Origin of the sequence: Chromobacterium subtsugae (genome assembly GCF_035919665.1) — a bacterium.
In the GTDB taxonomy this organism is placed as follows: domain Bacteria; phylum Pseudomonadota; class Gammaproteobacteria; order Burkholderiales; family Chromobacteriaceae; genus Chromobacterium; species Chromobacterium subtsugae.
In genome coordinates, this window is record NZ_CP142381.1 from 1,287,851 (window position 1) to 1,310,965 (window position 23,115).

A 23,115-nucleotide genomic window follows, 5' to 3' on the forward strand; every position below is an offset into this window, starting at 1 on the left:
CCGGGCGCCGGCTTTGCCGCCGGCGTTGCGTTTTGACAGCCTGCCGCTCGCGTCGCAGGCTGTTTTGTCATCCGCTGTGCAGAAAGGGAAACGATGGACGCCTTGCAGGATTTCCTGCGCCGCGCCGAAGCGGTGCTGACCCGGCTGGAACCGATGCTGCCGCCGCCGCGGCGCGAGCCGGACTGGAGCGCGCAAGCCTTCCGCTGGCACCGCCAGGGCCTGGCCGGCTGGCTGGAGGCGGTGCGCGATCCGCATACGGTGGAGCTGGCGCGGCTGACCCAGGTGGACAGCCAGCGCGAGCAGCTGCTGGCCAACACCCGCCAGTTCGTCGCCGGCCTGCCGGCCAACAACGCGCTGCTGACCGGCGCGCGCGGCACCGGCAAGTCGTCGCTGGTGAAGGCGCTGCTGCCCTTGTTCGGCGCCGATGGCCTGCGGCTGATCGAGATAGACCGCGAACACTTGGCCGACCTGCCGCAGCTGGTGGAGCTGGTGGCCGGCCGGCCGGAGCGCTTCATCCTGTATTGCGACGATCTGTCGTTCGAACACGGCGACGCCGGCTACAAGGCGCTGAAGAGCGCGCTGGATGGCGGCCTCTCGCGCCGCTGCGACAACCTGCTGGTGTACGCGACGTCAAACCGCCGCCACCTGCTGGCCGAGCAGATGGCCGACAACCGCGAGGGTTGGCTGAAGGACGGCGAGATCCACCCGGGCGAGGCGGTGGAGGAGAAGGTGTCGTTGTCCGACCGCTTCGGCCTGTGGCTGTCGTTCTACCCGTTCGACCAGGACGCCTATCTGGCGGCGGTGAAGGAGTGGCTGGGCCATTTCGGCCTGAAATACGGCGACAAGGCCGAGCGCGCGGCGCTGCAATGGAGCCTGATGCGCGGCAGCCGCTCCGGCCGGGTGGCCTGGCAATTCGCCAGCCATTGGGCCGGCAGCCAGAGGCTGGCCAAGCAGGCCGGCAAGAAATGAATCCGGGCGGCACGCGCCCATAGTCGACAGATTGAAAAGATGACGAGCAACAAGATCATAGAGGTGGTGGCCGGCGCACTGATGCGGCCGGATGGCGGTTTCATGCTGGGCAGCCGCCCGGAGGGCAAGCCCTACGCCGGTTACTGGGAGTTTCCCGGCGGCAAGGTGGAGCCGGGCGAGACGCCGCTGGAGGCGTTGAAGCGCGAGTTTCACGAGGAAATGGGCATCATCGTCACCGCCGCCACGCCGTGGCTGACCAAGATCCACCATTACGAGCACGCGTCGGTCCACCTGCGCTTTTTCCGCATCTGGGACTGGCAGGGCGAGCCGCAGCCGCGCGAGGCGCAGTCTTTCGCCTGGCAGCGGCCGGGCCGCTACACGGTGGCGCCGATGCTGCCGGCCAACGGACCGATACTGAAATCGCTGGAGCTGCCGGCCTGCTATGCGATCACCTGCGCCGCCGAGATCGGCGTCGAGGCGCAGCTGGCGCGGCTGGTCGAGCGCGACTGGGGCATGGTGCAGGTGCGCGAGCATGGGATGGGGCATGAGGAGCTGGCCGATTTCGTCGCCCGCGCCGCCGCCATCGTCCGTCCGCGCGGCGGCAAGCTGGTGGTCAACGCCGATCCGGCCTGGCTGGAAGGCTGGCCGGTGGATGGCGTGCATCTGACAGGCGCGCGGCTGGCCGCGCTGACCGCGCGGCCTGCGTTCGACTGGGTGGGCGCGTCGATACACGGCGCGGACGAATTGGCGCGCGCCGGCGAGCTGGGGCTGGACTACGCGTTGTTGAGCCCGGTGGCGCCCACCGCCAGCCATCCCGACGCGGCGTTGTTGGGTTGGGACGGCTTTGCCGCCTGCCTGGCCGGCGGCGTGCCGGTGCCGGTGTACGCGCTGGGCGGACTGACTGCCGAAGATCTGCCGCCGGCGCGCGAGCATGGCGCGCACGGCGTGGCGCTGATGCGCGGGGCCTGGCGATGACGGCCAAGCAGCGCAAGCTGCTGTGGCTGGGCGTGGCGCTGATTGTTTTCGGCGCGCTGAAGGCGGGGCTGATCTACTGGTATCTGCACAACAAGCCGGCGGCGGCCAAGCCGCTGACGCTGTCCTGCGACATCGGCCGCGGCGGCTGCGCCTTGCCGGGCGGGGGGAGGCTGGCGTTTTCCGCGCCGCCCGAGCATGGCCGGCCGTTTGAGCTGCGGCTGAGCGGACTGGCGGGCGAGACGCCGCCGGCGGTGGATTTTTCGATGCCGGACATGGACATGGGTTTCAACCGCTACGTCTTCGTCCGCGACGGCGCCGGCTGGAAGGCGACGGTGACGCTGCCGATGTGCGTCAGCGGCAGCCGCAACTGGGTGGCGGAGCTGAAGGACGGCAAGGCCGCCTACCGGCTGCCGTTCACTGTGCGCTAGGTGGTGCGGCCATGAAAAAAGCTCCCTTGCGGGAGCTTTTTTTACGCCTGGCTTACTTGGCGGCGGAGGCTGCCTTGTGCTCAGCCTTTTTGTGCTTTTCATGCGCGGCGCCGGAGGCGTGCTTCTTGTGCGCTTTCTTGTGGTGCGACTTCTTGTGCTCGGCCTTGTGTTCCATCTTCTTTTCGGCGGCCGGGGCGGATGCGGCCGGGGCGGCGAAAGCGGAACCAGCGAAAGCAGCAGCGATCAGAGCGGTCAGCAGTTTTTTCATGATGTTCACCTTCCTGTGTGACTTATTGGTATCGGCGTGTATGCCCTGTGCCGGGACAGGACCCGGCCATGCTCAGATCGGCGGGGAGGCGGGGAAGTTCATGAAATCGGCGCCATTCAGATGTAATTTATTGTAAATGGCATATCGGCGCCGGCTTAGCGCAGCCAGTAGCTGAGCAGCAGGCCGGCGAAAATGGCGGCGCCGACGCGGTTGTTGTCGAGGAAGGCCTTGAAGCACAGCGCGCGGTCGCGGTGGCGGATGTCGCGGTATTGCAGCGCCATCAGCGCGGCGGCAAGCGCCAGTCCCAGATAGTAGGGCCACAGCAGGCCGAGGCGCAGCCCCACGCCGGCCATCACCGCCAGGAACAGCAGGTGGAAGGCCATCACCGCGGCGACGTCGTAGTCGCCGAGCGTGATGGCCGAGGTTTTGATGCCGATCTTCAGATCGTCCGGCTTGTCGGCGATGGCGTAGGCGGTATCGTAGGCCAACACCCAGAATACGTTAGCCAGCAGCAGGATCCAGGCCAATGCGGGCACCTGGTTGGTCTGGGCGGCGAAAGCCATCGGGATGCCGAAGGAAAAGGCGATGCCCAGGTAGGCTTGCGGCATCGGGAAAAAGCGCTTGGTGAACGGGTAGCTGGCGGCGATCAGCACCGCCGGCACGCTGAGCAGCCAGGTGAGATGGTTGAGCGGCAGCACCAGCAGGAAGGACAGCAGGGCGAGGAAGGCGGCCAGCAGCAGCGCCTCTTTCTTGCTGACCGCGCCGCGGGCGAATGGCCGCTGGCTGGTGCGCGCCACATGGGCGTCGAAATCGCGGTCGGCGTAGTCGTTGATCACGCAGCCGGCCGAGCGCATCAGGAAGGTGCCCAGGCAGAAGATGGCCGCGATCAGCGCGTCGGGTTTGCCGTCGGCGGCGATCCACAGGCCCCACAGCGTCGGCCATAGCAACAGCAGGGTGCCAATGGGCTTGTCCCAGCGCATCAGCTGCTTGTAGTTGTCGTAGCGGTCGCGGAGGGTGGCGGACGAGATCACAGTAAATCCTTCAGGGCGGGCAGGAACAGTTCGGTCAGCAGCAGCGGCGAGCCGTCCAGCAGGAAGCGGCAGCGCCGCGCCGGGTAGGTCTCGGCGGCTTCGGCGGCGGCGGCTTCTACCGCCAGCGGATGGCGGCTGTCCAGCAATTGGTAATGCAGCGGCTCGCGCCGCAGCGCGGGCAATTCGCCGAACAAGGTCAGGCCCAGCGAGCGGCTGCCGCGCATCAGCACCGGCATCCAGGCGGGGCAGTCGTGGCGGGTGGCGCTGCGGGCGTACACCACCGGCGTCTCGTCCAGCGTCAGCAGCACATGGCGCGCGTACAGCGGCGCGCCGGGCGGCAGATCCAGCGCCTCGGCCTCGTCGGGCAGCGCGCGGCTGTCGCCCTGGTCCAGCACCCGCACGGCGAAACGGCGGCCGCCGGCCTGCAGGCGCAGGCTGAGCGAGGCGGGCTCGGTCAGGCAATCCAGTACGGGGGCGGGCAGGACGGGCGGCGCGCAGCGCCATTGGGCATCGTTAACCATGGCGCGCATTATGCCAAAAGCCGAGCGGGCTTGTCGCTACCCGGCGCGGCCGGCTTGCCGTTATCATGAAAGCCGCGTGAACCGAGGGAGGCGAGATGCTGGACCTGTTGCTGTGGCTGCTGGCGTATCAACTATTGGGAGAAGCGCTGGCGCGGCATTTCGGCTGGCCGCTGCCCGGCCCGGTGCTGGGCATGCTGCTGCTGTTCGCCACCCTTTGGCTGCGCCGGGCGGTGCCGGCCACGCTGCAGCGCGAGGCGCCGCGTTTTCTTGGCCACATGTCCTTGCTGTTCATCCCGGCGGGCGGCGCCTTGCTGGCCTACGCGCCCTTGCTGCGCAGCCATGGCTGGCAGCTGCTGCTGATTCTGCTGGCGTCCACGCTGCTCACCGCGCTGGTCAGCGCCGGCATGCTCAAGCTGTTGTTGCGGGGGAGGCGCAGATGATCCCGATTTTGCCCTCCGCCGTGCTGGATTCGCCGCTGACCGGCATTTTCGTCACCCTGCTGGCCTACCGGCTGGCGCTGGCCGCCAGCCGGCGCGGCCATGGCCACCCGCTGGCCAACCCGGTGCTGCTGGGCGTGTTGATGGTGCTGCTATGGCTGTGGCTGAGCGGCAGCAGTTATCAGCAGTACATGGGCGGCGCGCGCTTCATCCAGCTGTTGCTGGGGCCGGCCACCGTGGCGCTGGCGGTGCCGCTGTACGGCAATCTGCCGCGGCTCAAGCGCGCCGCCGTCCCCTTGCTGCTCAGCGTCTGCGTCGGCGGCCTGGCCGGCATGGCAAGCGCGGCCGGCCTGGGCTGGTGGCTGGGCCTGGACCACGCGGTGCTGGTGTCGCTGGCCACCCGGGCGGTGACCACGCCGATCGCGATGAGCCTGGCCGGCGAGCTGGGCGGCGCGCCGGAGCTGGCGGCAATGTTCGTGATCGTGTCCGGCATCGTCGGCGCGGTGCTGGCGCCGCCGCTGTGCCGGCTGCTGGGCTGGGACGACGACATGCTGATGGGCGTGGCCACCGGCGTCACCGCCCATGGCATCGGCACCGCCCGGGTATTCCATCTCTCCGAGGCCGCGGGCGCCTTCGCCGGGCTGGCGATGGGCCTGAACGGCGTGTTCACCGCGATGCTGTTGCCATGGCTGGTGCGCTGGCTGCAGGTCGGTTAGCATGCAGGGCGCGGTTGGCTTGGCGTGAAGACAAGCCGCCGGCGAGAAAAGGAGAACGATATGGATTTGATCTTGTGGCGCCATGCCGAAGCGGAAGAGGGCGCCGACGATCTGTCGCGCGCGCTGACCCGGCGCGGCCAGCAGCAGGCCAGCCAGATGGCGTCCTGGCTGCGCCAGCGCCTGCCCGACAATTACCTGCTGCTGGCTTCGGAAGCCAAGCGTTCGCAGCAGACCGCCAACTACCTGGCCAAGAGCTATACCGTGCTGCCGGAGCTGAATCCCGGTTCCGATGTGGACGAGGTGCTGGCGGCGGTGGGGTGGCCGGATGCGGAGCGCGCGGTGGTGCTGGTCGGCCATCAGCCGTATATCGGCTGGCTAGCGGCGCGCCTGCTGGCTGAACAGCAGCAGCTGTGGAGCGTGAAGAAGGGCTCGGTGTGGTGGCTGAACCGCCGCGAGCGCCACGGCATGGAACAGATCAGGCTGAAGTTGATGCTGACGCCGGGAATGCTGGAGCCGTGATGGACGAACAGCCCCCTCCCCCTCCCAAGACGCCCCGGCTTGTCCGGGGCGTCTGCTTTTGCGCTGCTCAAACCGCTGGCGCGATCTCCTCCCGCAACTCCCGGCCGACCTGAACCATGGCGGCCAGCGCCGCCTCCACCTCCGGCCAGTCGCGGGTTTTCAGGCCGCAGTCCGGGTTCACCCATAGCTGCGCGGCGGGAATCACCTGCAAGGCTTTTTCCAGCAACTGGCGGATTTCCGCAGGCGCCGGCACGCGCGGGCTGTGGATGTCGTAGACGCCGGGGCCGATGGCGTTGGGGTAGCGGAAGCGGCTGAAGTCCGCCAGCAGCGCCATGTCCGAACGCGAGGTTTCGATGGTGATCACGTCGGCGTCCAGCGCGGCGATGGCCGGCAGGATGTCGCCGAATTCCGAATAGCACATATGGGTATGGATCTGGGTGGCGTCGTCGACGCCGTGGCAGGACAGGCGGAAGGCCTGGCCGGCCCAGGCCAGGTAGCCGTCGCGGTCGGCGCGCTTCAGCGGCAGGCCTTCGCGGATGGCCGGCTCGTCGATCTGGATCACGCGGATGCCGGCGGCCTCAAGACCCCGCACCTCGTCATTCAGCGCCAGCGCGATCTGGCGGCAAACTTCGCTGCGCGGGAGATCGTCGCGGACGAAGCTCCACTGCAGGATGGTGACCGGCCCGGTCAGCATGCCCTTCACCGGCTTGGCGGTCAGGCTTTGCGCGTAGCGCGCCCAGTCCACGGTCATCGCCGCGGGACGGCTGACATCGCCGTAGAGGATGGGCGGCTTCACGCAGCGGCTGCCGTAGCTTTGCACCCAGCCGCCGGCGGTGAAGGCGAAGCCGGACAGCTGCTCGCCGAAATATTCCACCATGTCGTTGCGCTCGGCCTCGCCATGCACCAGCACATCCAGCCCCAGCGCTTCCTGGCGGCGGATCGCTAGCTCGATTTCGCCCTCCATCGCTTTTTGATAGTCGGCGGCGGCCAGTTCGCCGCGTTTGTAGGCGGCCCGGCTGGCGCGGATGGCCGCGGTCTGCGGGAAGGATCCTATGGTGGTGGTGGGCAGCGGCGGCAAGCGCAGCCAGGCCTGCTGCAGCGGGGCGCGGACCGGGTAGGGGCTGGCGCGGCGGTCGGCGCCGGCGGGCAGCGCGGCGATGCGCTGGCGCACCCCGGGAAGGTGGATCAGCGGGCTGTGCTGTTTTTGTTGTTGGGCGAAGTCGCTGCCGGCCAATTCGCCGGCGATGGCGTCGCGGCCCAGCCGCAAGCCGCGCTGCAGGGTTCTCAGTTCGTTCAGTTTCTGCACCGCGAAGGCCAGCCATGCTTTGATATCGGGAGCCAGCGCGATTTCGGCGGCCAGGTCGAAGGGGCTGTGCAGCAGCGAGCAGCTGGGCGCGAGCCATAGCCGGTCGCCCAGCTGGGCGTGGGCGGCCTGCAACTGCCGCAGGATGGCGGACAGGTCGGCGCGCCAGACGTTGCGGCCATCGATGACGCCGGCCGACAGCACCTTGTCGGCCGGGAAGCCGGCCAAGAAGGCGGACAGCTGTTGCGGCGCGCGCGCCAGGTCCAGGTGCAGGCCGGCCACCGGCAGCGCCTTGAGCAGATCGGCATGCTCGGCCACGCCGCCGAAGTAGCTGGCCAGCAGGATGGCCGGCGCGTCGGCTTGCAGCTGCCGGTAGCTGGCCGGGAAGGCGTCCAGCCAGGCGGGCGGCAGGTCCAGCGCCAGAATGGGTTCGTCGATCTGCACCCATTCCACGCCGGCTTCGCGCAGCGCGGCCAGGATTTGCCGATAGGCGGCCAGCAGGCCGGGCAGCAATTGCAGCCGTTCGAACGTCCGGCCCTTGCACTTGCCCAGCCACAGCAGGCTGAGCGGGCCGAGCAGCACCGGCTTGGCGCGCACGCCTAGCGCCAGAGCTTCGCGGACCTGGCCGAGCAGCCGCTCCGGCTGGGCGCGGAACGCGGTGTCTGTCTGCCATTCCGGCACCAGGTAGTGATAATTGGTGTCGAACCACTTGGTCATTTCCAGCGCCGGCTGGCTGGCATTGCCGCGCGCCAGCTGGAAGTAGCGCTCAGTGTCGATGGCGTCGGCGGCGAAACCGAAGCGCGCCGGCGCGGCGCCCACCAGCAGCTGCGCGTCCAGCACATGGTCGTACAGCGAGAAATCGCCGACCGGCGGCAGATCGACGCCGGCGCCTTTTTGCAGCAGCCAGTGGCGTTGGCGCAGTTCGCGCGCGCCGGCGAGCAGCTCGGCTTCGCAGATGTCGCGCTTCCAGTAGCTTTCCAGCAGGATTTTCAGTTCGCGCTTGGCGCCGATGCGGGGGAAGCCCGGCAGGTGGGTGGTGGTCATCGCTTGCTCCTTGTGTCGTGATGGAACAAGCATCTGTCATTGTGATGTATGATTCAAACTCATTATTTTGTTGTTCAGCATGAATGGAATCGATGATGAGCGTGCTGGAGCTTAGGCATTTGAAAAGCCTGCTGGCGCTGGCGGAAAGCGGCAGCGTGTCGCAGGCCGCGCAACGGGTGTACCTGACCCAGTCGGCGCTGTCGCATCAGTTGAAACAGCTGGAGACGGCGTACGGCCTGGCCTTGTTCGAACGCAAGACCCAGCCCTTGCGCTTCACGCCGGCCGGCGAGCGGCTGCTCAGGCTGGCGCGCGATCTGCTGGCGCGGGTGGCGGCGGCCGAGCGCGACCTGGCGCGCATCCGCCAGGGCGAGGCCGGCGAAATCCGGGTGGCGGTGGAGTGCCACACTTGCTTCGACTGGTTGATGCCGGCGATGGACCAGTTCCGCCAGCACTGGCCGGCGGTGGAGCTGGACATCGTGTCGGGCTTCCACGCGGACCCGGTGGGCCTGCTGCTGAGCGGCCGCGCCGATCTCGCCATCGTGTCCGAGGCCGAGGCGCAGGCCGGCATCGTCCACCAACCGCTGTTTGCCTACGAAATGGTGGCGATCGCCGCGCGCGAACACCCGCTGGCCGGCAAGGCCTGCTGGCGGGCCGAGGATTTCGTCGGCGAAACGCTGATCCACTACCCGGTGCCGGACGATATGCTGGATCTGCTGCGCAAGGTGCTGCTGCCGGCCGGCGTCAACCCGGCGCGGCGCACCGCCGAGCTGACCATCGCCATCATCCAGCTGGTGGCCAGCCGGCGCGGGGTGGCGGTGCTGCCGTACTGGACGGTGCAGCCCTACCTGGAGCGCGGCTACGTGGTGGCGCGCCAGGTAGGGGAGGCGGGCCTGCAGAGCGAGCTGTACGCGGCGCTGCGCGGCGACGACGCCGGCCAGGCCTACATGCAGGACTTTCTGCAGACGGTGCGGGACTGCAGCTTCGCCAGCCTGCCGGGGCTGTCGCCTTTGCCGGCTTGAGTCCGGGCGGCTTATTCATTCAGAATGCCGGGGCGGGCCGCGGAAACGAAGGCGGGAATGGACGGGGGGGGGCGCTGGGCGGCATCGCCGCGCGCGTCGGCGGCAAGCGCCTGCCCGCATTTCAACCGCTGGCTGGCCTGCGCGCCGCCGCCCTTGCGCGGCCTGGGCCAGGCATATCTGAACAGCCGGCTGCGGCCGGCCGATCAGGGCTGGCCATTTCAATGGGCATCACAGGAATCGATATGGGCATCAAACGACTCAACCACGCCGTGCTTTACGTCAGCGACGTGGCCGGCAGCACCGCTTTCTACCGCGATGTGCTGGGCTTCCGCCCCAAGGGCGACGCCGGCTCCAGCCGCGCGGTGTTCACCCAGGCCGCGCATTCGGACAACGACCACGATCTGGCGCTGTTCAGCCGCAATCTGGGCCAGCAACGCTCCGGCCCGTTCAGCCCGCGCGGCGAGACGCCGGACCCGCATCAGCCCAAGGCCGGCCTGTACCACCTGGCCTGGGAGGTGGACACCCTGGCGGAATTGAAGCGCATCCGCGACGAGCTGGCCGCGCTTGGCAAGCTGGGCATGGAGGAAGACCACGGCGTGCACAAAAGCGTCTACGGCCACGATCCGGACGGGCTGCTGTTCGAGGTGTGCTGGTTCGTGCCGCCGCAGTTGCTGGACGCGGCGCCGGCGCCGGCCGAGGACGGCAGGCTGGATTGGGTCCGCGAGCTGGCGCGCTACGGCTGAGTCAGCGCGCGGCGACGCTTTCCGGCAGATAGCGCGCGCGCAGGGCCGGCATTTGCCGCCACAGGCAGTCCACCTGCTGCGGATGCCGGCTGGCGTAGCCGCGGCTGAACACCCAGTAATAGGTCTTGCTTTGCAGCGGCGGCGACAGGCGGCGGATTTTCAGCTCCGGGTGGTGGCGCAGGTAGAGGTCGCCGGCCAGCTGATGCAATGCGTAGGCGTCGGTGCGGCCGGCCTGCAGCTTGGCGAAGTTGTCGGCGATGCCGTGGCTTTCCTCCACCGGGATGCCTTGCGACAGCAGGTCGCGGCCTATCGACCAGCCCTGGTTGATGCCGACCGCGCCGGCGAGGCCGACCAGCGCGCGCCCGTTCCAGCGCAGGCGGCTGTCGCTGCGGACATAGAACGCGTAGTGGAAGGTGGCCATCCGGCGTTCCGGGTCGGCCTGGCCGGCGCGCATCGGAAAGGCCATCTGGCCGGCGCGCTCGCTCTTGTAGGACAGCAGCAGCGCGCTGTCGATGCGGTTCAGCGCCAGATTCTGCACGATGCGCTCGCCGGGTTGGCGGCTGAAGCCGCCATCCAGTCGGCAATGCTCCAGCGCGGCCTGGGCCAGCTCGATGGCGCGGCCGCGCGGCGGCGCGGCGGCGGACGGATCTTCGATCACGTACGGGCTGGTGAGCGCGTCGCTGATCGCGATCTGCAGCGGCGCGGCCGGCGCGGCCAGGGGCGTCAGGCAGGCCAGAGCGAGGACAAGGCGTGGCATCGGATGAATCGGGCAAGAGGGATTTGGCCTGATTCTATCAGTATTGCTTAAAGATGATGCCGGCTGCTTGGAATTGTATGATTAATAATTGTCAGCTCGGATCGCCATGGTCCAGGCCCAGCTCCTGGATTTTCCGCGTCAGCGTATTGCGGCCCCAGCCCAGCAGGTGAGCCGCCTCCACCCGCCGGCCGCCGGTGTGGGCGAGGCCGGCGCGGATGCAGCAGCTTTCGAAGCGGTGGGTGAGCTCGTCGACGATGCCGGTTTCGCCGGCTAGCAGGCGCTGGCGGATTTCCTCGGCCAATTGCTGATCCCAGCCGGATGCCGCCGCAGCGGCCGGCTGGCCCTGCGGGTCGCGCAATTCCGGCGGCAGGTCCGCCACCTCCACCGTCTGGCCCGGCGCCATCACGCAGATCCACTGGCACAGGTTTTCCAGTTCGCGCACATTGCCGCTGAAGGCGCTGCGCTGGATCAGCGCCATCGCCGCCTCGGACAGGCGCTTGGCCTCCACGCCCAGCTGGGACGCGCTCTTGGCCAGGAAGTGGCGGGTCAGGAGCGGGATGTCCTCGCGCCGCTCGCGCAGCGGCGGCAGCCGCAGCCGGATCACGTTGAGGCGGTGGTACAGGTCTTCGCGGAACTGGCCGTCGCGCACCCGCTGCTCCAGGTTCTGGTGGGTGGCGGCGATCACCCGCACATTGGCCTTGATCGGGGTGTGGCCGCCGACGCGGTAGAAATGGCCGTCGGACAACACGCGCAGCAGCCGCGTCTGCAGCTCGGTCGGCATGTCGCCGATTTCGTCGAGGAACAGCGTGCCGCCCTCTGCCTCCTCGAAACGGCCGCGGCGGGCGGCCAGCGCGCCGGTGAAGGCGCCTTTTTCGTGGCCGAACAGTTCCGACTCCAGCAGGTCCTTCGGGATCGCCGCGGTATTGAGCGCGATGAAGGGCTTGCCTGAGCGCACCGAATGGCGATGCAGCGCTTCCGCCACCCTTTCCTTGCCGGTGCCGGATTCGCCGGTGATCAGCACCGTGACGCTGGACTGGGCCAGCCGGCCGATGGCGCGGAACACGTCCTGCATCGCCGGCGCCTGGCCCAGCAGCACCGGCATCGCCTCCGGGCTGTCCGGGCCGGCGGCCTGCGCCTGGCTTTCCGCCAGCGCGCGCTCGATCAGCAGCACCGCCTGGTCGATGTCGAAGGGCTTGGGCAGATATTCGAAGGCGCCGCCCTGGAACGCCGATACCGCGGAGTCCAGGTCGGAGTGGGCGGTCATGATGATCACCGGCAGCTGCGGATGCTCGTTCTTCACCTTGGCCAGGAATTTCAGGCCGTCGGTGCCGGGCATGCGGATGTCGGAAATGATGGCCTGCGGGGTGGCGTCGTACAGCGCGTTCAGCGCGTCGTCGGCGCTGGAGAAACTGTCGAAGCCGATCTCGGCGCGGGTCAGCGCCTTTTCCAGCACCCAGCGTATCGCCTTGTCGTCGTCGATGATCCAGACCGGCTTGGTCATATTGCGTGTCTCCTGAGCGTTCTTTTAGGTGTCAGCTCGCCGCGTCGGCGGCGAAGGGCAGCAGCACGGTGAAGCAGGTCTGGCCTGGGCGCGATTCGAACTCTATGCTGCCGCCGTGCTGGTGGACGAAGGCCTGCGCCAGCGTCAGCCCCAGGCCGGTGCCTTCGGCGCGGCCGGTGACCAGCGGGTAGAAGATGTGGTCGCGGATGTCGTCGGGCACGCCGGGGCCGTTGTCCTCGATTTGCAATTTCAGTGCCAGCTGGTGGCGTTTGCGCGCCAGCGTGATCTGGCGGGCCACCCGGGTGCGCAGCACGATGCGGCCCTGGCCGCGCAGCGCCTGCACCGCGTTGTTGACGATGTTGAGCACCACCTGGATCAGCTGTTCCTTGTCGGCCGACAGCAGCGGCAGGCTGGTGTCGTAGTCGCGGATCACCGCCAGGCCTTGCGGATGCTGGGCCAGCGCGATGCTGCGCACCCGCTCCAGCACCTCGTGGATGTTGATCGGCGCGCGGCTGTGGCTGCGGTGCGGCGCCAGCAGCCGGTCCACCAGCGCCTGCAGGCGCAGCGCCTCTTCGGTGATGACCGCGGTGTATTCCTTCAGCTCGGGGCGGTCGGCCAGCTCGTGCTCCAACAGCTGGGCCGCGCCGCGGATGCCGCCCAGCGGGTTTTTGATTTCGTGCGCCAGGTTGCGGATCAGCTCGCGGTTGGCCTGGTGCTGCAGCAGAGAGCGCTCCTCATTGGCGATTTTCAGCTGCTGGTCCAGCGGCCGCAGTTCGATCAGCGCCAGGCTGCCGTCGGCGTCTACCGGGGTGATGGTCAGCGCCACGTGCAGCACGGCGTCGTTGTGCTGCGGCTTCAGTTCCAGGTCGTGCTCGATGTAGCTGGCGCCTTGCAGCAGCGCGGTGGTGAGCGCCTGGCGCAGCGCGGGGCAGGGCTGGAACAGCTCCAGCAGGCTGTGGCGCAGCATTTCGCGGCTGCCCAGCGCCAGCAGGTTTTCGCAGGCGGGGTTGACGAAGCGCAGCGAGGCTGCGGCGTCGCAGATGAGCACCGGGGTGTCTAGCAGTTCCAGTCCGGCAAAGCTGGGTAGGGGCATGGGGTTCCGGTTTCGGGTGGTGGGCGCGGCCGCGGCCATCTTGCCCAGCAATAAGCGGGCCAGCCCCGGAGCGGGACGGAATGGCGCGCGGACGCGGCGCGGCGGCTTAAGTTTGCACTAAACTGGTGCGTTAAGCCATCACATGCCCAGCTCGCGGCGCAGCGCCTCGACATTCTTCTGGCGGTCGGTGACCTCGTCCTGCAGTTTCTGCACCCGGTCCAGGTATTTCTGGTAGTTGCGCGCCTCGTCGCCCAGGCGGGTGGCCTTGCCGTCGGCCAGCGCCTTCTTGGCGGCATCCAGCGCCTTCGCCTCGTTGGCCAATTCCTGTTCCAGGATTTTCTTGCGGCCATTGTCGCGCTGCTTCTGGATATTGGCGTCCACGCTGGGGTAGCCGCCGGACGCGGCCGGCTTGCCGGCGGAGGCGCCGCCGCTCTTGCCGCCGGGGTAGGATGAAAGCGGATTCAGCTTGATCGGCTGCGCGCCGCGGATCGGCACATTGGTGTAGGTGACGTTGCCGTTGGCGTCCACGTACTTGTAGATGGTGGCCGCCTGGACGCCGCCGCAGGCCAGCAGCAGGAGAAGGGCTAATGTTTTCATCGTCGGAGGCTGGTTAGAGTGCGCTTCCATGATAAGCAAATCGGCGGTCTGCGTCATATATGCTTGAGGCCGGGGCGCAAAAAAACGGCAGCCGAGGCTGCCGTTTTTCCCGCATGGGCGCTTGGCGCTTACAGCGAGTAGTACATCGCGAATTCCACCGGGTGGGTGGTCATGCGGGTCAGGTTGACTTCCTGCATCTTCAGCTCGATGTAGGAGTCGATCCAATCGTTGGAGAACACGCCGCCGCGGGTCAGGAACTCGCGGTCCTTGTCCAGCGCCGCCAGGGCTTCGTCCAGGCTGGCGCATACGGTCGGGATCAGCTTGTCTTCTTCCGGCGGCAGGTCGTACAGGTTCTTGTCGGCCGCGTCGCCCGGGTGGATCTTGTTCTGGATGCCGTCGAGGCCGGCCATCAGCAGCGCGGAGAAGCACAGGTACGGGTTGGCCAGCGGATCCGGGAAGCGGGTTTCGATGCGGCGGCCTTTCGGGCTGGCCACGTGCGGGATGCGCACCGAGGCGGAGCGGTTCTTGGCCGAATAGGCCAGCTTCACCGGCGCTTCGTAGTGCGGCACCAGGCGTTTGTAGGAGTTGGTGCCCGGGTTGGTGATGGCGTTCAGCGCCTTGGCGTGCTTGATGATGCCGCCGATGTAGTACAGCGCGGTATCGGACAGGCCGGCGTAGCCGTCGCCGGCGAACAGGTTGACGCCGTCTTTCCAGATCGATTGGTGCACGTGCATGCCGGAGCCATTGTCGCCGACGATGGGCTTGGGCATGAAGGTGGCGGTCTTGCCGTAGCTGTGGGCGACGTTGTGCACCACGTATTTCAGGATCTGGGTCCAGTCGGCGCGCTGGGTCAGCGTGCTGAACTTGGTGCCGATTTCGTTCTGGCCAGCGGTGGCCACTTCGTGGTGGTGCACTTCCACCGGCACGCCCAGCTCTTCCAGCAGCAGCACCATCGCGGAGCGGATGTCTTGCGACGAATCCACCGGCGGCACCGGGAAGTAGCCGCCCTTGACGCCCGGACGGTGGCCCATGTTGCCGCCTTCGAATTCTTCAGCCGAGGCCCAGGCCGCTTCTTCGGCCTTGATCTTGACGAAGCAGCCGGACATGTCGGTGCCCCAGGTGATGCTGTCGAAGATGAAGAATTCCGGCTCCGGGCCGAAGTAGGCGGTGTCGCCGACGCCGGAGGCCTTCAGATAGGCTTCGGCGCGCTTGGCGATGGAGCGCGGGTCGCGGTCGTAGCCCTTGCCGTCGGCCGGGTCGATCACGTCGCAGGACATGAATACGGTCGGCTCGTCGAAGAACGGGTCGATGCGGGCGGTGGCCGGGTCGGCCATCAGCAGCATGTCGGATGCCTGGATGCCTTTCCAGCCGGCGATGGAGGAGCCGTCGAAGGCGTGGCCGCGTTCGAACCAGGCGTCGGCGTCTTCCAGCAGCACATGGGCCGGGATGGAGACGTGCTGCTCTTTGCCGCGGGTATCGGTAAAGCGCAGATCGACAAATTTGACGTCGTTTTCTTGGATCAGCTTGACTACGTCGGCTACTGCCATGGTTTATCTCCTGAAAGGCAACGTGCACCCAAGGGCAAGTGCGAAAAAATCGGTACGCCCGGCTTTAAGCAGGAAGCGTGCCAGCTCCAAAATCGCTGCTGTTGCATTGTGTCATAGGCGGATAGCCTTAGCCAGCCGGCTGGAATGCCGAATTGTGAACCATCCTGGTGCTGGCTGTTTTGCCATGCACTAACTTGGTGCGAATTGCCAGTCGCGGCGAGTGGGCAGATAATCGGCAACATACGCCATCCTTATTGCAGGAGGAAAACAGCATGAGCAAAGTGAAGCAGATTCTGCAAACCGCCCATCAGCGCGCCGAGCGCTCCGGTCTGCCCTACAGCGGCGCGCTGCTGCCGGATGAAGCCTATGAATTGCTGCAGTCCTTGCCCAAGACGGTGCTGCTGGACGTGCGCAGCCATGCCGAATGGCAGTTCGTCGGCACGGTGCCCGGCGCGGTGAACATCGAATGGAAAAGCTACCCGGGCATGGCGGCCAACCCCAATTTCCTGGCGCAGCTGACGCATCAGGTGGATCCGGAGGCGGTGCTGCTGGTGATGTGCCGCTCCGGCGCGCGCTCCGACCAGGTGGCGCGGCTGGCGGCGGCCAACGGCTACAGCGAGGTGTACAACGTGCTGGAAGGCTTCGAGGGCGATCTGGACGCCAGCGGCCATCGCAACTCTGTCGGCGGCTGGCGCCAGCGCGGCCTGCCCTGGATGCAGGGCTGACAGGATTGACGGCGGCGGTTGAAGTTTGCGGCGTAACGCGGCAAAGTGTGGCCTGAACCCGCCGCCGCGCGCGGCGCACATTTTGGAAAGCCGACCATGACCGACCGTTACGCCGTTATCGGCAACCCGATTTCGCACAGCCAGTCTCCGTTCATCCATCAGGAGTTCGCCCGGGCCTTGGGCCAGGACATCAGCTATGAAAAGCTGTTCGCCGAACTGGGCGCCTTCCGCCCGCAGGTGGAGGCCTTCGTCGCCGCCGGCGGCAAGGGTCTCAATATCACGCTGCCGTTCAAGGGCGACGCCTTCCGCTTCGCGCAGGAAGTGACCGAGCGCGCCCGCGCCGCCGAGGCGGTGAACACGCTGACCTTCCGCGACGGCAAGGTCTACGGCGACAACACCGACGGCGTCGGCCTGGTGCGCGACATCGTGGAAAACCTGGACTACCCGATCGCCGGCCAGCGCGTGCTGATCCTGGGCGCCGGCGGCGCGGTGCGCGGCGTGCTGGAGCCCATCCTGCAGCAAAAGCCGGCCAGCCTGACCATCGCCAACCGCACCGTGATCAAGGCCGAGGCGCTGGCGCACCATTTCGCCCGCTACGGCAAGGTGGAGGCCGTCGGCTACGACGCGCTGGCGGGCCGCAGCTTCGACATCATCATCAACGCCACCTCCACCAGCCTGAGCAACGAGATGCCGCCGCTGCCGCATGGCGTGTTCACCGCCCGCACCCTGGCTTACGACATGGTGTACAGCAGCGGCCTGACGCCTTTCCTGCAACGGGCCCAGGGAGAAAACGCCGGCATGCTGGCCGACGGCCTGGGCATGCTGGTGGAGCAGGCGGCCGAGTCCTTCTCCATCTGGCGCGGGATCCAGCCCGACACCCGCAAGGTGACCAATATGCTGAGGGAAGTGTTAGCCTGAGCATGTCGCGCATCCTGTTGAAGATCCTGGCGGCCCTGGTGGCCGCTTTTGTGCTGTATAACCTGTGGGTGTTCGGCCATGTCGTCTATTGGCGCGACCACAATCCCAGCGCCAGCTCCTTCATGAACGAGCGGCTGGCCAAGATGCAGGCCGACGATCCGGACGCCGAATTGAGCCAGCGCTGGGTGCCGTACGCGAAAATCTCGCCGAATCTGAAGCGGGCGCTGATCGCGTCGGAGGACGCCAGGTTCGTCGACCACGAAGGCTTCGACTGGGACGGCATCGAGGCGGCGTTCGAGAAAAACCTGAAGAAGGGCAAGATCGTCGCCGGCGGCTCTACCATCAGCCAGCAACTGGCCAAGAACCTGTTCCTGTCCAGCGGCAAGACGCCGTGGCGCAAGCTGGAGGAGGCGCTGATCACCATGATGCTGGAAGCGGTGCTGGACAAGCGCCGCATCTATGAGATCTACCTCAACGTGATCGAGTGGGGCGACGGCGTGTTCGGCGCCGAGGCCGCCGCGCGCTACTACTACCATACCAGCGCGGCCAGGCTGTCCTCGTCCCAGGCCGCCAAGCTGGCGGCGATGGTGCCCAATCCGCGCTATTACGACGCCCACCGCAACGCGCCGGGCCTGGCGCGGAAGACCCGCATCATCCAGCGGCGCATGGCTTACGTCGAATTGCCCTGAGCCGCGCCGCGGCCGGCCCCGGCAGGGGCCGGCTGGAGCCGATTTTGACGATATGTTACAATCGCGACTTTCTTTCCGGTTGCCGCGCGCAAGCCGCGGTGAGCGCAATGGACTTACCCAGTTATCCCGTAATCCAATCCCGTTACACCCTTAGCGAATAAGCCCGCCTCACACCGTCTGCACCTTGTGCGCCCTGTGGGCGGAAGGAGACGTGCATGACGGTTGCCTACAAGCAACAATCCGCCGATCGTCTGCAAGAAAGCCTGGGCCTGGTGCAAAGCCTGATCGAGCGCCAACGCCAGCTGGAACATCTTGTATCGCGCCAGGACGCGGCCGAATCCGCGGCCGCCGACGGCTTGGCGCCGCAACATAATCTGACCGAATTGCGCCAGAAGCTGGCGCAGCTGCATCCGGCCGACATCGCCCACATCCTGGAGGCGCTGCCGCTGGAGGACCGCCTGCTGGCCTGGGACATGGCCGAGGCCGCCCGCGGCGGCGCCATCCTGCTGGAGGTGTCCGACGCGGTGCGCGAATCGCTGGTCGAAGTGATGGACCAGGAACGGCTGGTGGCGGCGGTGAGCGGCCTGGAGGCCGACGAGCTGGCCGAACTGGCGCCGGACCTGCCGCGCCAGGTGGTGTACGAGGTGATGGGACGGTTGGACGAGGAAGAGCGCGGCCAGTTGCAGGCGGTGCTGTCCTACGACGACGACCGCGTCGGCGCGCTGATGGATTTCGAGCTGGTGACCATCCGCGCCGATGTCAGCTGCGAAGTGGTGCTGCGCTACCTGCGGCGCTTCGACGAATTGCCGGGCCAGACCGACAAGATCTTCGTCACCGACGAAGCCGGCCGGCTGAAGGGCGTGCTGTCCATCCGCAAGCTGCTGGTGTCCGACCCCGACGCCGAAGTGGCGCAGGCAATGGCCACCGAGGTGGTGAGCTTCCACCCCGACGAGGCGGCGCTGGACGCCGCTCTGGCGTTCGAGCGCTACGACTTGGTGACCGCGCCGGTGGTGGACGAGCGCGGCGTGCTGCTGGGCCGGCTGACGGTGGACGCGATGGTGGACGTGATCCGCGAGGAGTCCGACAGCGAAGTGCGGAACCTGGCCGGCCTGAAGGAAGAGGAAGACCTGTTCGCGCCGGTGATGGATTCGGTGAAGAACCGCTGGTCGTGGCTGGCGATCAATCTTTGCACCGCCTTCTTCGCCTCGCGGGTGATAGGCGCGTTCGAGCACTCCATCGCGCAGTTGGTGGCGCTGGCGGCCTTGATGCCCATCGTCGCCGGCATCGGCGGCAACTCTGGCAACCAGACCATCACCATGATCGTGCGCGCGCTGGCGATGGGCCAGATGCGGATAGGCCAGACCGGCCGGCTGTGGCGCAAGGAGCTGGGCGTCAGCGTGATCAACGGCATGGTGTGGGGCAGCGTGATCGGCGCCATCGCCTGGCTGCTGTACGGCAGCGCCTCGCTGGGACTGGTGATGCTGGCGGCGATGACGTTGAACCTGATGTTGGCCGCCACCATGGGGGTGATGATTCCGACGCTGATGCAGAAGCTGGGCAAGGACCCGGCGCTGGGTTCCAGCGTGCTGATCACCGCCTGCACCGATTCCGGCGGCTTCCTGATTTTCCTCGGCCTCGCCACGCTATTCCTATTGTAGATACATGATGCTGACTATCGAACAGGCGCTGCGCCGCCACTCCCTGCCGCGGCTGGAAAGCCGCATGCTGCTGATGCGCGTCTGGCCCGGCCTGACGCATGCCGCCATCGTCGGCCACCCGGAACGCGAGCTGGCCGCCGATATCGCCGCGGCTTTCGACGCGCTGGCCGCGCGCCGGCTGGCCGGCGAGCCTATGGCCTATCTGATTGGCGCGCGCGAATTCTACGGCCGCGATTTCCAGGTGAGTCCGGCGGTGCTGATCCCGCGGCCGGAAACCGAACATTTGATTGAGCTGGCGCTGGCCTGCGTCGATCCGGCCGCTCCGGCGCGGGCGGTGGATCTGGGCACCGGCAGCGGCATCATCGCCGTCACGCTGGCGCTGGAAGCGCCGGGCTGGTCGGTGGGGGCGGTCGATGTCTCCGCCGACGCGCTGGCTGTCGCGCGCGGCAATGCCGATGCGCTGGCTGCCCGCGTCGATTTCCGGCTGGGCAGCTGGTTCGCCCCGCTGGACGCCGACGCTCGCTTCGATTTGATCGTGTCCAATCCGCCGTATATCGAGCGCGGCGACCATCATCTGGCCGAAGGCGACCTGCGCTTCGAACCGCGCGGCGCGCTGACCGACGAGGCCGACGGCCTGGCCTGCCTGCGCGAGATCGCCGCCGGCGCGCCGGCGCGGCTGGCCGACGGTGGCTGGCTGATGGTCGAGCACGGCTACGATCAGGGCGAGGCGGTGAGGGCGCTGTTTGCCGACTCTGGTTTGAGCCAGGTGGAAACCATCCGCGACCTGGCCGGCCAGGACCGCGTCACCATCGGGCGCAAAGCGGGCTGAGCGATGTCGCTGCGATGGAAATCCTGCTGGCCCGCGTGGCTGCTGACGCCGCCGATCGCCTGCCTCGCGCTGTGGCCGGAGGCCAACCGGCAATTGTTTCTGGCGCTCCATCCCTGGCTGCAGCAGCTGCCCGCGCCGTTTTGGCGTTTCGCCAGCGTGTTCGGCGATTGGCCGACGGTGCTGGCCTTGCTGCTCGCGCTGAGCTGGCGCGCGCCGCAACGGCTGCCGGCGCTGCTGGCGGGCAGCGTCGCCGCCATCGTGCTGGCGGTGGCGCTCAAGGCCGGCTTCGCGGTGCCCAGGCCGCCGCTGGTGCTGCCGCCGGGGGCGGTGGATTTGCTGGACCGTCTGCCGGGCAACGGCTCTTTCCCATCCGGCCACGCGATGGCGGCGGCGGCGCTGGCCACCTTCGCCCGGCATGGCGCGAGGTGGGGCTGGGCCGCGGCCTGGTGTCTATTGGCGGCGGCGGTGCTGCTGTCGCGCATCGCCATCGGCGTGCATTGGCCGCTGGACCTGTTGGCCGGCGCCTTGCTGGGCTGGGCGACGATGCGGCTGGCGCTGCGCCACGCTTGGCCCGGCGGCTGGGCGCGCGACATCACCCGGACCGCCTGGATGATCCTGCTGGTGCTGTTGGCCGGCTCGCTGGCCTGGCAATTGGGACATCACGGAGTGTTCGCCGAGTACTGGCTGCGGGTGGCGATCGGGGCCGCCGTGCTGCTGTGGGGATTTGTCAGGCTGGGCCGCTCGGGCCACTAGAAAAGACAAGGGCGGGCCTCCGGGCCCGCCCTGGGGCGGCTATGGCGTTTCATGCCGCCCGCGGCGCATCAATGATGATGGCCGTGTTCGCCGTGGGCGTGGCCATGGCTGATTTCTTCGGCGGAGGCGGCGCGGACTTCCACCACCTTGGCGGCGAAGCGGATGCTCTGGCCGGCCAGCGGGTGGTTGGCGTCGACGATGGCCTTGCCGTCGGCGATGTCGGTGACGCGGAACAGCAGCAGTTCGCCGGTTTCCGGATCGTCAGCTTCGAACACCATGCCGATTTCGACATCGGCCGGGAACACTTCCAGGTCTTCCACGCGGACCAGCTCTTCTTCCGGATCGCCGAAAGCGTCGTCGGCAGTCAGCTTCACGTCGACGGATTCGCCAACGTTCTTGCCTTCCAGCGCTTCTTCCACCAGCGGGAAGATGCCGTCGTAGCCGCCGTGCAGGTAGCTGATCGGCTCTTCGGTCTTGTCGAGGAGGTTGTTGTCGACATCGAACATCTCGTAGTGGAGGGTGACGATGGTGTTTTTGGCGATTTGCATGAGTTGGATATCCGTGAGGGATGGTGAAAAAAACTTGACAGGGACGGTCCCGAGGGTGTTCCTTCCACCGCAAGATAGCGCGCTCGCGCGCCTGGCCGTATTGTAAACCATAGACGGGCATCTTAGGTCCCGTGACACCGCAATGAACACGACAACTCTACTGGGCGGCATGTCGCCCGAACAATTCCTGGCCGAATACTGGCACAAGAAGCCGCTGCTGATCCGCGGCGCCTTGACCGATGTCGGCCCGCACGTCGATTTCTCCGTTTTGTCCGAGCTGGCGCAGCGCGACGACGCGGAGTCCAGGCTCATCGAATTCAAGCGGGGGCGCTGGCATCTGGAGCGCGGCCCGTTCCGCGCTTCCCGTTTCCGCCGGCTGGCGGAAACCGACTGGACCCTGCTGGTGCAGGGGGTGAACCACCATCTGCCGCATATCGACGAGATTCTGTGGCGCTTCAATTTCATCCCTTATGCCAGGCTGGACGATCTGATGATCAGCTATGCGCCGCCCGGCGGCACGGTGGGGCCGCACTTCGACGCCTATGACGTGTTCCTGCTGCAGGTGGGCGGGCGCAAGCGCTGGCAGATCTCGGCGCAGCACGACGACGATTTCATCGAGGATGCCCCCATCCGCGTATTGAAAGACTTCCGGGTGGAGGAGGAGTTCGTGCTGGAGCACGGCGACATGCTGTACCTGCCGCCGCACTATGCGCACCACGGCGTGGCGCTGGAGCCGGGCATGACCTATTCGATAGGTTTCCGCGCGCCGCCCGCGCAGGAGCTGGCGACCCAGTTCCTGGTCTATCTGCAGGACCGGATGTGCCTGGACGGCGTGTACGCCGACCCGAACCTGAAGCTGCAAGCCGATCCGGCGCGCATCAGCGCGGAAATGATTGAACAGGTGTCCGGCCTGCTGTCGCGCATCCGCTGGGACAAGGACACGGTATGCGACTTTCTCGGCCACTATCTGACCGAACCCAAGGCGCATGTGTTCTACGATGCGCCGGAGGAGGAACTGGACGAGGACGAGTTCGCCGAGGCGCTGGCGAGCCAGGGGCTGGCGCTGGATCGCAAGAGCCAGATCCTGTTCTGCGACGACTGCGTCTACTGCAACGGCGAGAAACTGGCGGCGGACGCCGGCGATTTCGCGCATTGGCGGCAATTCGCCAACCAGCGCAAGCTGGCGCCGGGGACATTCTCGGCCGATATGCTGGCTTCTTTGTACGATGGCTATCTGTCAGGTTATTGGCATTTGCTGACTGATGTAGCACAATAGCAACAGTTTTTGCGCTTGTATCGAATCGGCAACGCGATGGACGGCTGCATTTGGGGGGTAAACGCCCGTTTTTGTGTCCGCGCCATCCATTGCCCGGCTTAGATTGGCAATGTGGTTTTTTTAGATTTTTGCCCTCTATACAGCTATTTTTTTCGTGATACAATTTGCTCACTGATGGATTTTCAGTCGCCCGGCTTATTGTCGAGACCGTGCGATAACTGACGTCTTGTTCAACTTATCCTCAAAGGTAA

General features: G+C 67.0%; 25 protein-coding genes. 15 read left to right on the forward strand and 10 right to left on the reverse strand.

The window, feature by feature from the left end; genetic code table 11:
- Positions 1-93 precede the first annotated feature (93 nt).
- From U6115_RS06325 to U6115_RS06335, 3 genes are read left to right on the forward strand one after another with little or no spacing between them, the layout of a single operon-like run.
- Complete coding sequence (locus tag U6115_RS06325; RefSeq protein WP_043576422.1) at positions 94-969, forward strand: ATP-binding protein; 876 nt, start codon at positions 94-96, stop codon at positions 967-969.
- 39 nt (positions 970-1,008) lie between these two features.
- Positions 1,009-1,944: a Nudix family hydrolase gene (locus tag U6115_RS06330; protein ID WP_043576420.1), complete on the forward strand. Its 936-nt coding sequence runs from the start codon at positions 1,009-1,011 to the stop codon at positions 1,942-1,944.
- Entirely contained in the window at positions 1,941-2,372 is a 432-nt protein-coding gene (locus U6115_RS06335) for a hypothetical protein (protein WP_043576418.1), read from the forward strand. The genes U6115_RS06330 and U6115_RS06335 overlap by 4 nt, the downstream gene beginning before the upstream one ends.
- Before the next feature lie 52 nt (positions 2,373-2,424).
- Here the strand turns inward: U6115_RS06335 and U6115_RS06340 are convergent, their stop codons facing one another.
- From U6115_RS06340 to U6115_RS06350, 3 genes are all read right to left on the reverse strand, one after another.
- Positions 2,425-2,640, reverse strand: a complete 216-nt coding sequence (locus U6115_RS06340; protein WP_043576415.1) for a hypothetical protein — start codon at positions 2,638-2,640, stop codon at positions 2,425-2,427.
- A gap of 155 nt (positions 2,641-2,795) precedes the next feature.
- Positions 2,796-3,668 (reverse strand): 4-hydroxybenzoate octaprenyltransferase, encoded by an 873-nt coding sequence (gene ubiA, locus U6115_RS06345; protein WP_043576721.1) that lies wholly within the window; start codon positions 3,666-3,668, stop codon positions 2,796-2,798.
- The gene (locus U6115_RS06350; RefSeq protein WP_230623385.1) at positions 3,668-4,192 is read right to left on the reverse strand and encodes a chorismate--pyruvate lyase family protein; all 525 of its coding nucleotides are present in this window, start codon (positions 4,190-4,192) and stop codon (positions 3,668-3,670) included. The genes ubiA and U6115_RS06350 overlap by 1 nt, the downstream gene beginning before the upstream one ends.
- Positions 4,193-4,287: 95 nt before the next feature.
- Between U6115_RS06350 and U6115_RS06355 the strand changes: the two genes are divergently transcribed.
- Genes U6115_RS06355 through U6115_RS06365 form a run of 3 tightly spaced genes read left to right on the forward strand, consistent with a single transcriptional unit; the run spans position 4,288 to position 5,864 of the window.
- Positions 4,288-4,632 (forward strand): CidA/LrgA family protein, encoded by a 345-nt coding sequence (locus U6115_RS06355; RefSeq protein ID WP_043576409.1) that lies wholly within the window; start codon positions 4,288-4,290, stop codon positions 4,630-4,632.
- Positions 4,629-5,345 carry an LrgB family protein gene (locus U6115_RS06360; RefSeq protein WP_043576406.1) on the forward strand — a complete coding sequence of 239 codons (717 nt, stop codon included), beginning with the start codon at positions 4,629-4,631 and terminating at the stop codon, positions 5,343-5,345. The genes U6115_RS06355 and U6115_RS06360 overlap by 4 nt, the downstream gene beginning before the upstream one ends.
- Positions 5,346-5,405: 60 nt before the next feature.
- On the forward strand, positions 5,406-5,864 hold the full coding sequence (locus tag U6115_RS06365) for a SixA phosphatase family protein (RefSeq protein ID WP_043576405.1): 459 nt from the start codon (positions 5,406-5,408) through the stop codon (positions 5,862-5,864).
- Between the two features lie 67 nt (positions 5,865-5,931).
- Here the strand turns inward: U6115_RS06365 and metE are convergent, their stop codons facing one another.
- The gene (metE, locus tag U6115_RS06370; RefSeq protein WP_043576403.1) at positions 5,932-8,211 is read right to left on the reverse strand and encodes a 5-methyltetrahydropteroyltriglutamate--homocysteine S-methyltransferase; all 2,280 of its coding nucleotides are present in this window, start codon (positions 8,209-8,211) and stop codon (positions 5,932-5,934) included.
- 92 nt (positions 8,212-8,303) lie between these two features.
- Between metE and U6115_RS06375 the strand changes: the two genes are divergently transcribed.
- Together U6115_RS06375 and U6115_RS06380 are read left to right on the forward strand one after the other, a co-directional pair.
- Positions 8,304-9,230, forward strand: coding sequence for a LysR family transcriptional regulator (locus tag U6115_RS06375; RefSeq protein WP_043576719.1), 927 nt, complete (start codon positions 8,304-8,306; stop codon positions 9,228-9,230).
- A gap of 242 nt (positions 9,231-9,472) precedes the next feature.
- Positions 9,473-9,973 (forward strand): VOC family protein, encoded by a 501-nt coding sequence (locus tag U6115_RS06380; protein ID WP_043576401.1) that lies wholly within the window; start codon positions 9,473-9,475, stop codon positions 9,971-9,973.
- Position 9,974: 1 nt separating this feature from the next.
- Here U6115_RS06380 and U6115_RS06385 read toward each other — a convergent pair whose 3' ends face one another.
- The 5 genes from U6115_RS06385 to glnA form a co-directional block, all read right to left on the reverse strand.
- Positions 9,975-10,730 (reverse strand): type 2 periplasmic-binding domain-containing protein, encoded by a 756-nt coding sequence (locus U6115_RS06385; protein WP_043576399.1) that lies wholly within the window; start codon positions 10,728-10,730, stop codon positions 9,975-9,977.
- Positions 10,731-10,821: 91 nt separating this feature from the next.
- On the reverse strand, positions 10,822-12,231 hold the full coding sequence (ntrC, locus tag U6115_RS06390) for a nitrogen regulation protein NR(I) (protein ID WP_043576398.1): 1,410 nt from the start codon (positions 12,229-12,231) through the stop codon (positions 10,822-10,824).
- A gap of 31 nt (positions 12,232-12,262) precedes the next feature.
- Positions 12,263-13,324, reverse strand: coding sequence for a nitrogen regulation protein NR(II) (glnL, locus tag U6115_RS06395; protein WP_043576396.1), 1,062 nt, complete (start codon positions 13,322-13,324; stop codon positions 12,263-12,265).
- A gap of 138 nt (positions 13,325-13,462) precedes the next feature.
- Positions 13,463-13,921 carry a DUF4124 domain-containing protein gene (locus tag U6115_RS06400; RefSeq protein ID WP_043576395.1) on the reverse strand — a complete coding sequence of 153 codons (459 nt, stop codon included), beginning with the start codon at positions 13,919-13,921 and terminating at the stop codon, positions 13,463-13,465.
- Between the two features lie 128 nt (positions 13,922-14,049).
- Positions 14,050-15,468, reverse strand: coding sequence for a glutamate--ammonia ligase (glnA, locus tag U6115_RS06405; RefSeq protein WP_043576394.1), 1,419 nt, complete (start codon positions 15,466-15,468; stop codon positions 14,050-14,052).
- Positions 15,469-15,740: 272 nt separating this feature from the next.
- Between glnA and U6115_RS06410 the strand changes: the two genes are divergently transcribed.
- From U6115_RS06410 to U6115_RS06435, 6 genes are all read left to right on the forward strand, one after another.
- Positions 15,741-16,193 carry a rhodanese-like domain-containing protein gene (locus U6115_RS06410; RefSeq protein ID WP_043576392.1) on the forward strand — a complete coding sequence of 151 codons (453 nt, stop codon included), beginning with the start codon at positions 15,741-15,743 and terminating at the stop codon, positions 16,191-16,193.
- A 96-nt stretch (positions 16,194-16,289) separates the two neighbouring features.
- A complete protein-coding gene (gene aroE, locus U6115_RS06415; RefSeq protein ID WP_043576391.1) occupies positions 16,290-17,111 on the forward strand; it encodes a shikimate dehydrogenase in 822 nt (273 codons plus the stop codon).
- A 2-nt stretch (positions 17,112-17,113) separates the two neighbouring features.
- Positions 17,114-17,800, forward strand: a complete 687-nt coding sequence (mtgA, locus tag U6115_RS06420) for a monofunctional biosynthetic peptidoglycan transglycosylase (RefSeq protein WP_043576386.1) — start codon at positions 17,114-17,116, stop codon at positions 17,798-17,800.
- A 215-nt stretch (positions 17,801-18,015) separates the two neighbouring features.
- Positions 18,016-19,458, forward strand: coding sequence for a magnesium transporter (gene mgtE / locus U6115_RS06425; protein WP_043576384.1), 1,443 nt, complete (start codon positions 18,016-18,018; stop codon positions 19,456-19,458).
- Positions 19,459-19,468: 10 nt separating this feature from the next.
- Entirely contained in the window at positions 19,469-20,287 is an 819-nt protein-coding gene (prmC, locus tag U6115_RS06430; protein ID WP_043576718.1) for a peptide chain release factor N(5)-glutamine methyltransferase, read from the forward strand.
- Between the two features lie 3 nt (positions 20,288-20,290).
- A complete protein-coding gene (locus tag U6115_RS06435; RefSeq protein WP_043576382.1) occupies positions 20,291-21,040 on the forward strand; it encodes a phosphatase PAP2 family protein in 750 nt (249 codons plus the stop codon).
- Positions 21,041-21,108: 68 nt separating this feature from the next.
- Here the strand turns inward: U6115_RS06435 and U6115_RS06440 are convergent, their stop codons facing one another.
- Complete coding sequence (locus tag U6115_RS06440) at positions 21,109-21,588, reverse strand: FKBP-type peptidyl-prolyl cis-trans isomerase (protein ID WP_043576379.1); 480 nt, start codon at positions 21,586-21,588, stop codon at positions 21,109-21,111.
- A 142-nt stretch (positions 21,589-21,730) separates the two neighbouring features.
- Here U6115_RS06440 and U6115_RS06445 point away from each other — a divergent pair, with 142 nt between their 5' ends.
- On the forward strand, positions 21,731-22,864 hold the full coding sequence (locus U6115_RS06445; protein WP_043576376.1) for a ribosomal protein uL16 3-hydroxylase: 1,134 nt from the start codon (positions 21,731-21,733) through the stop codon (positions 22,862-22,864).
- Positions 22,865-23,115 lie beyond the last annotated feature (251 nt).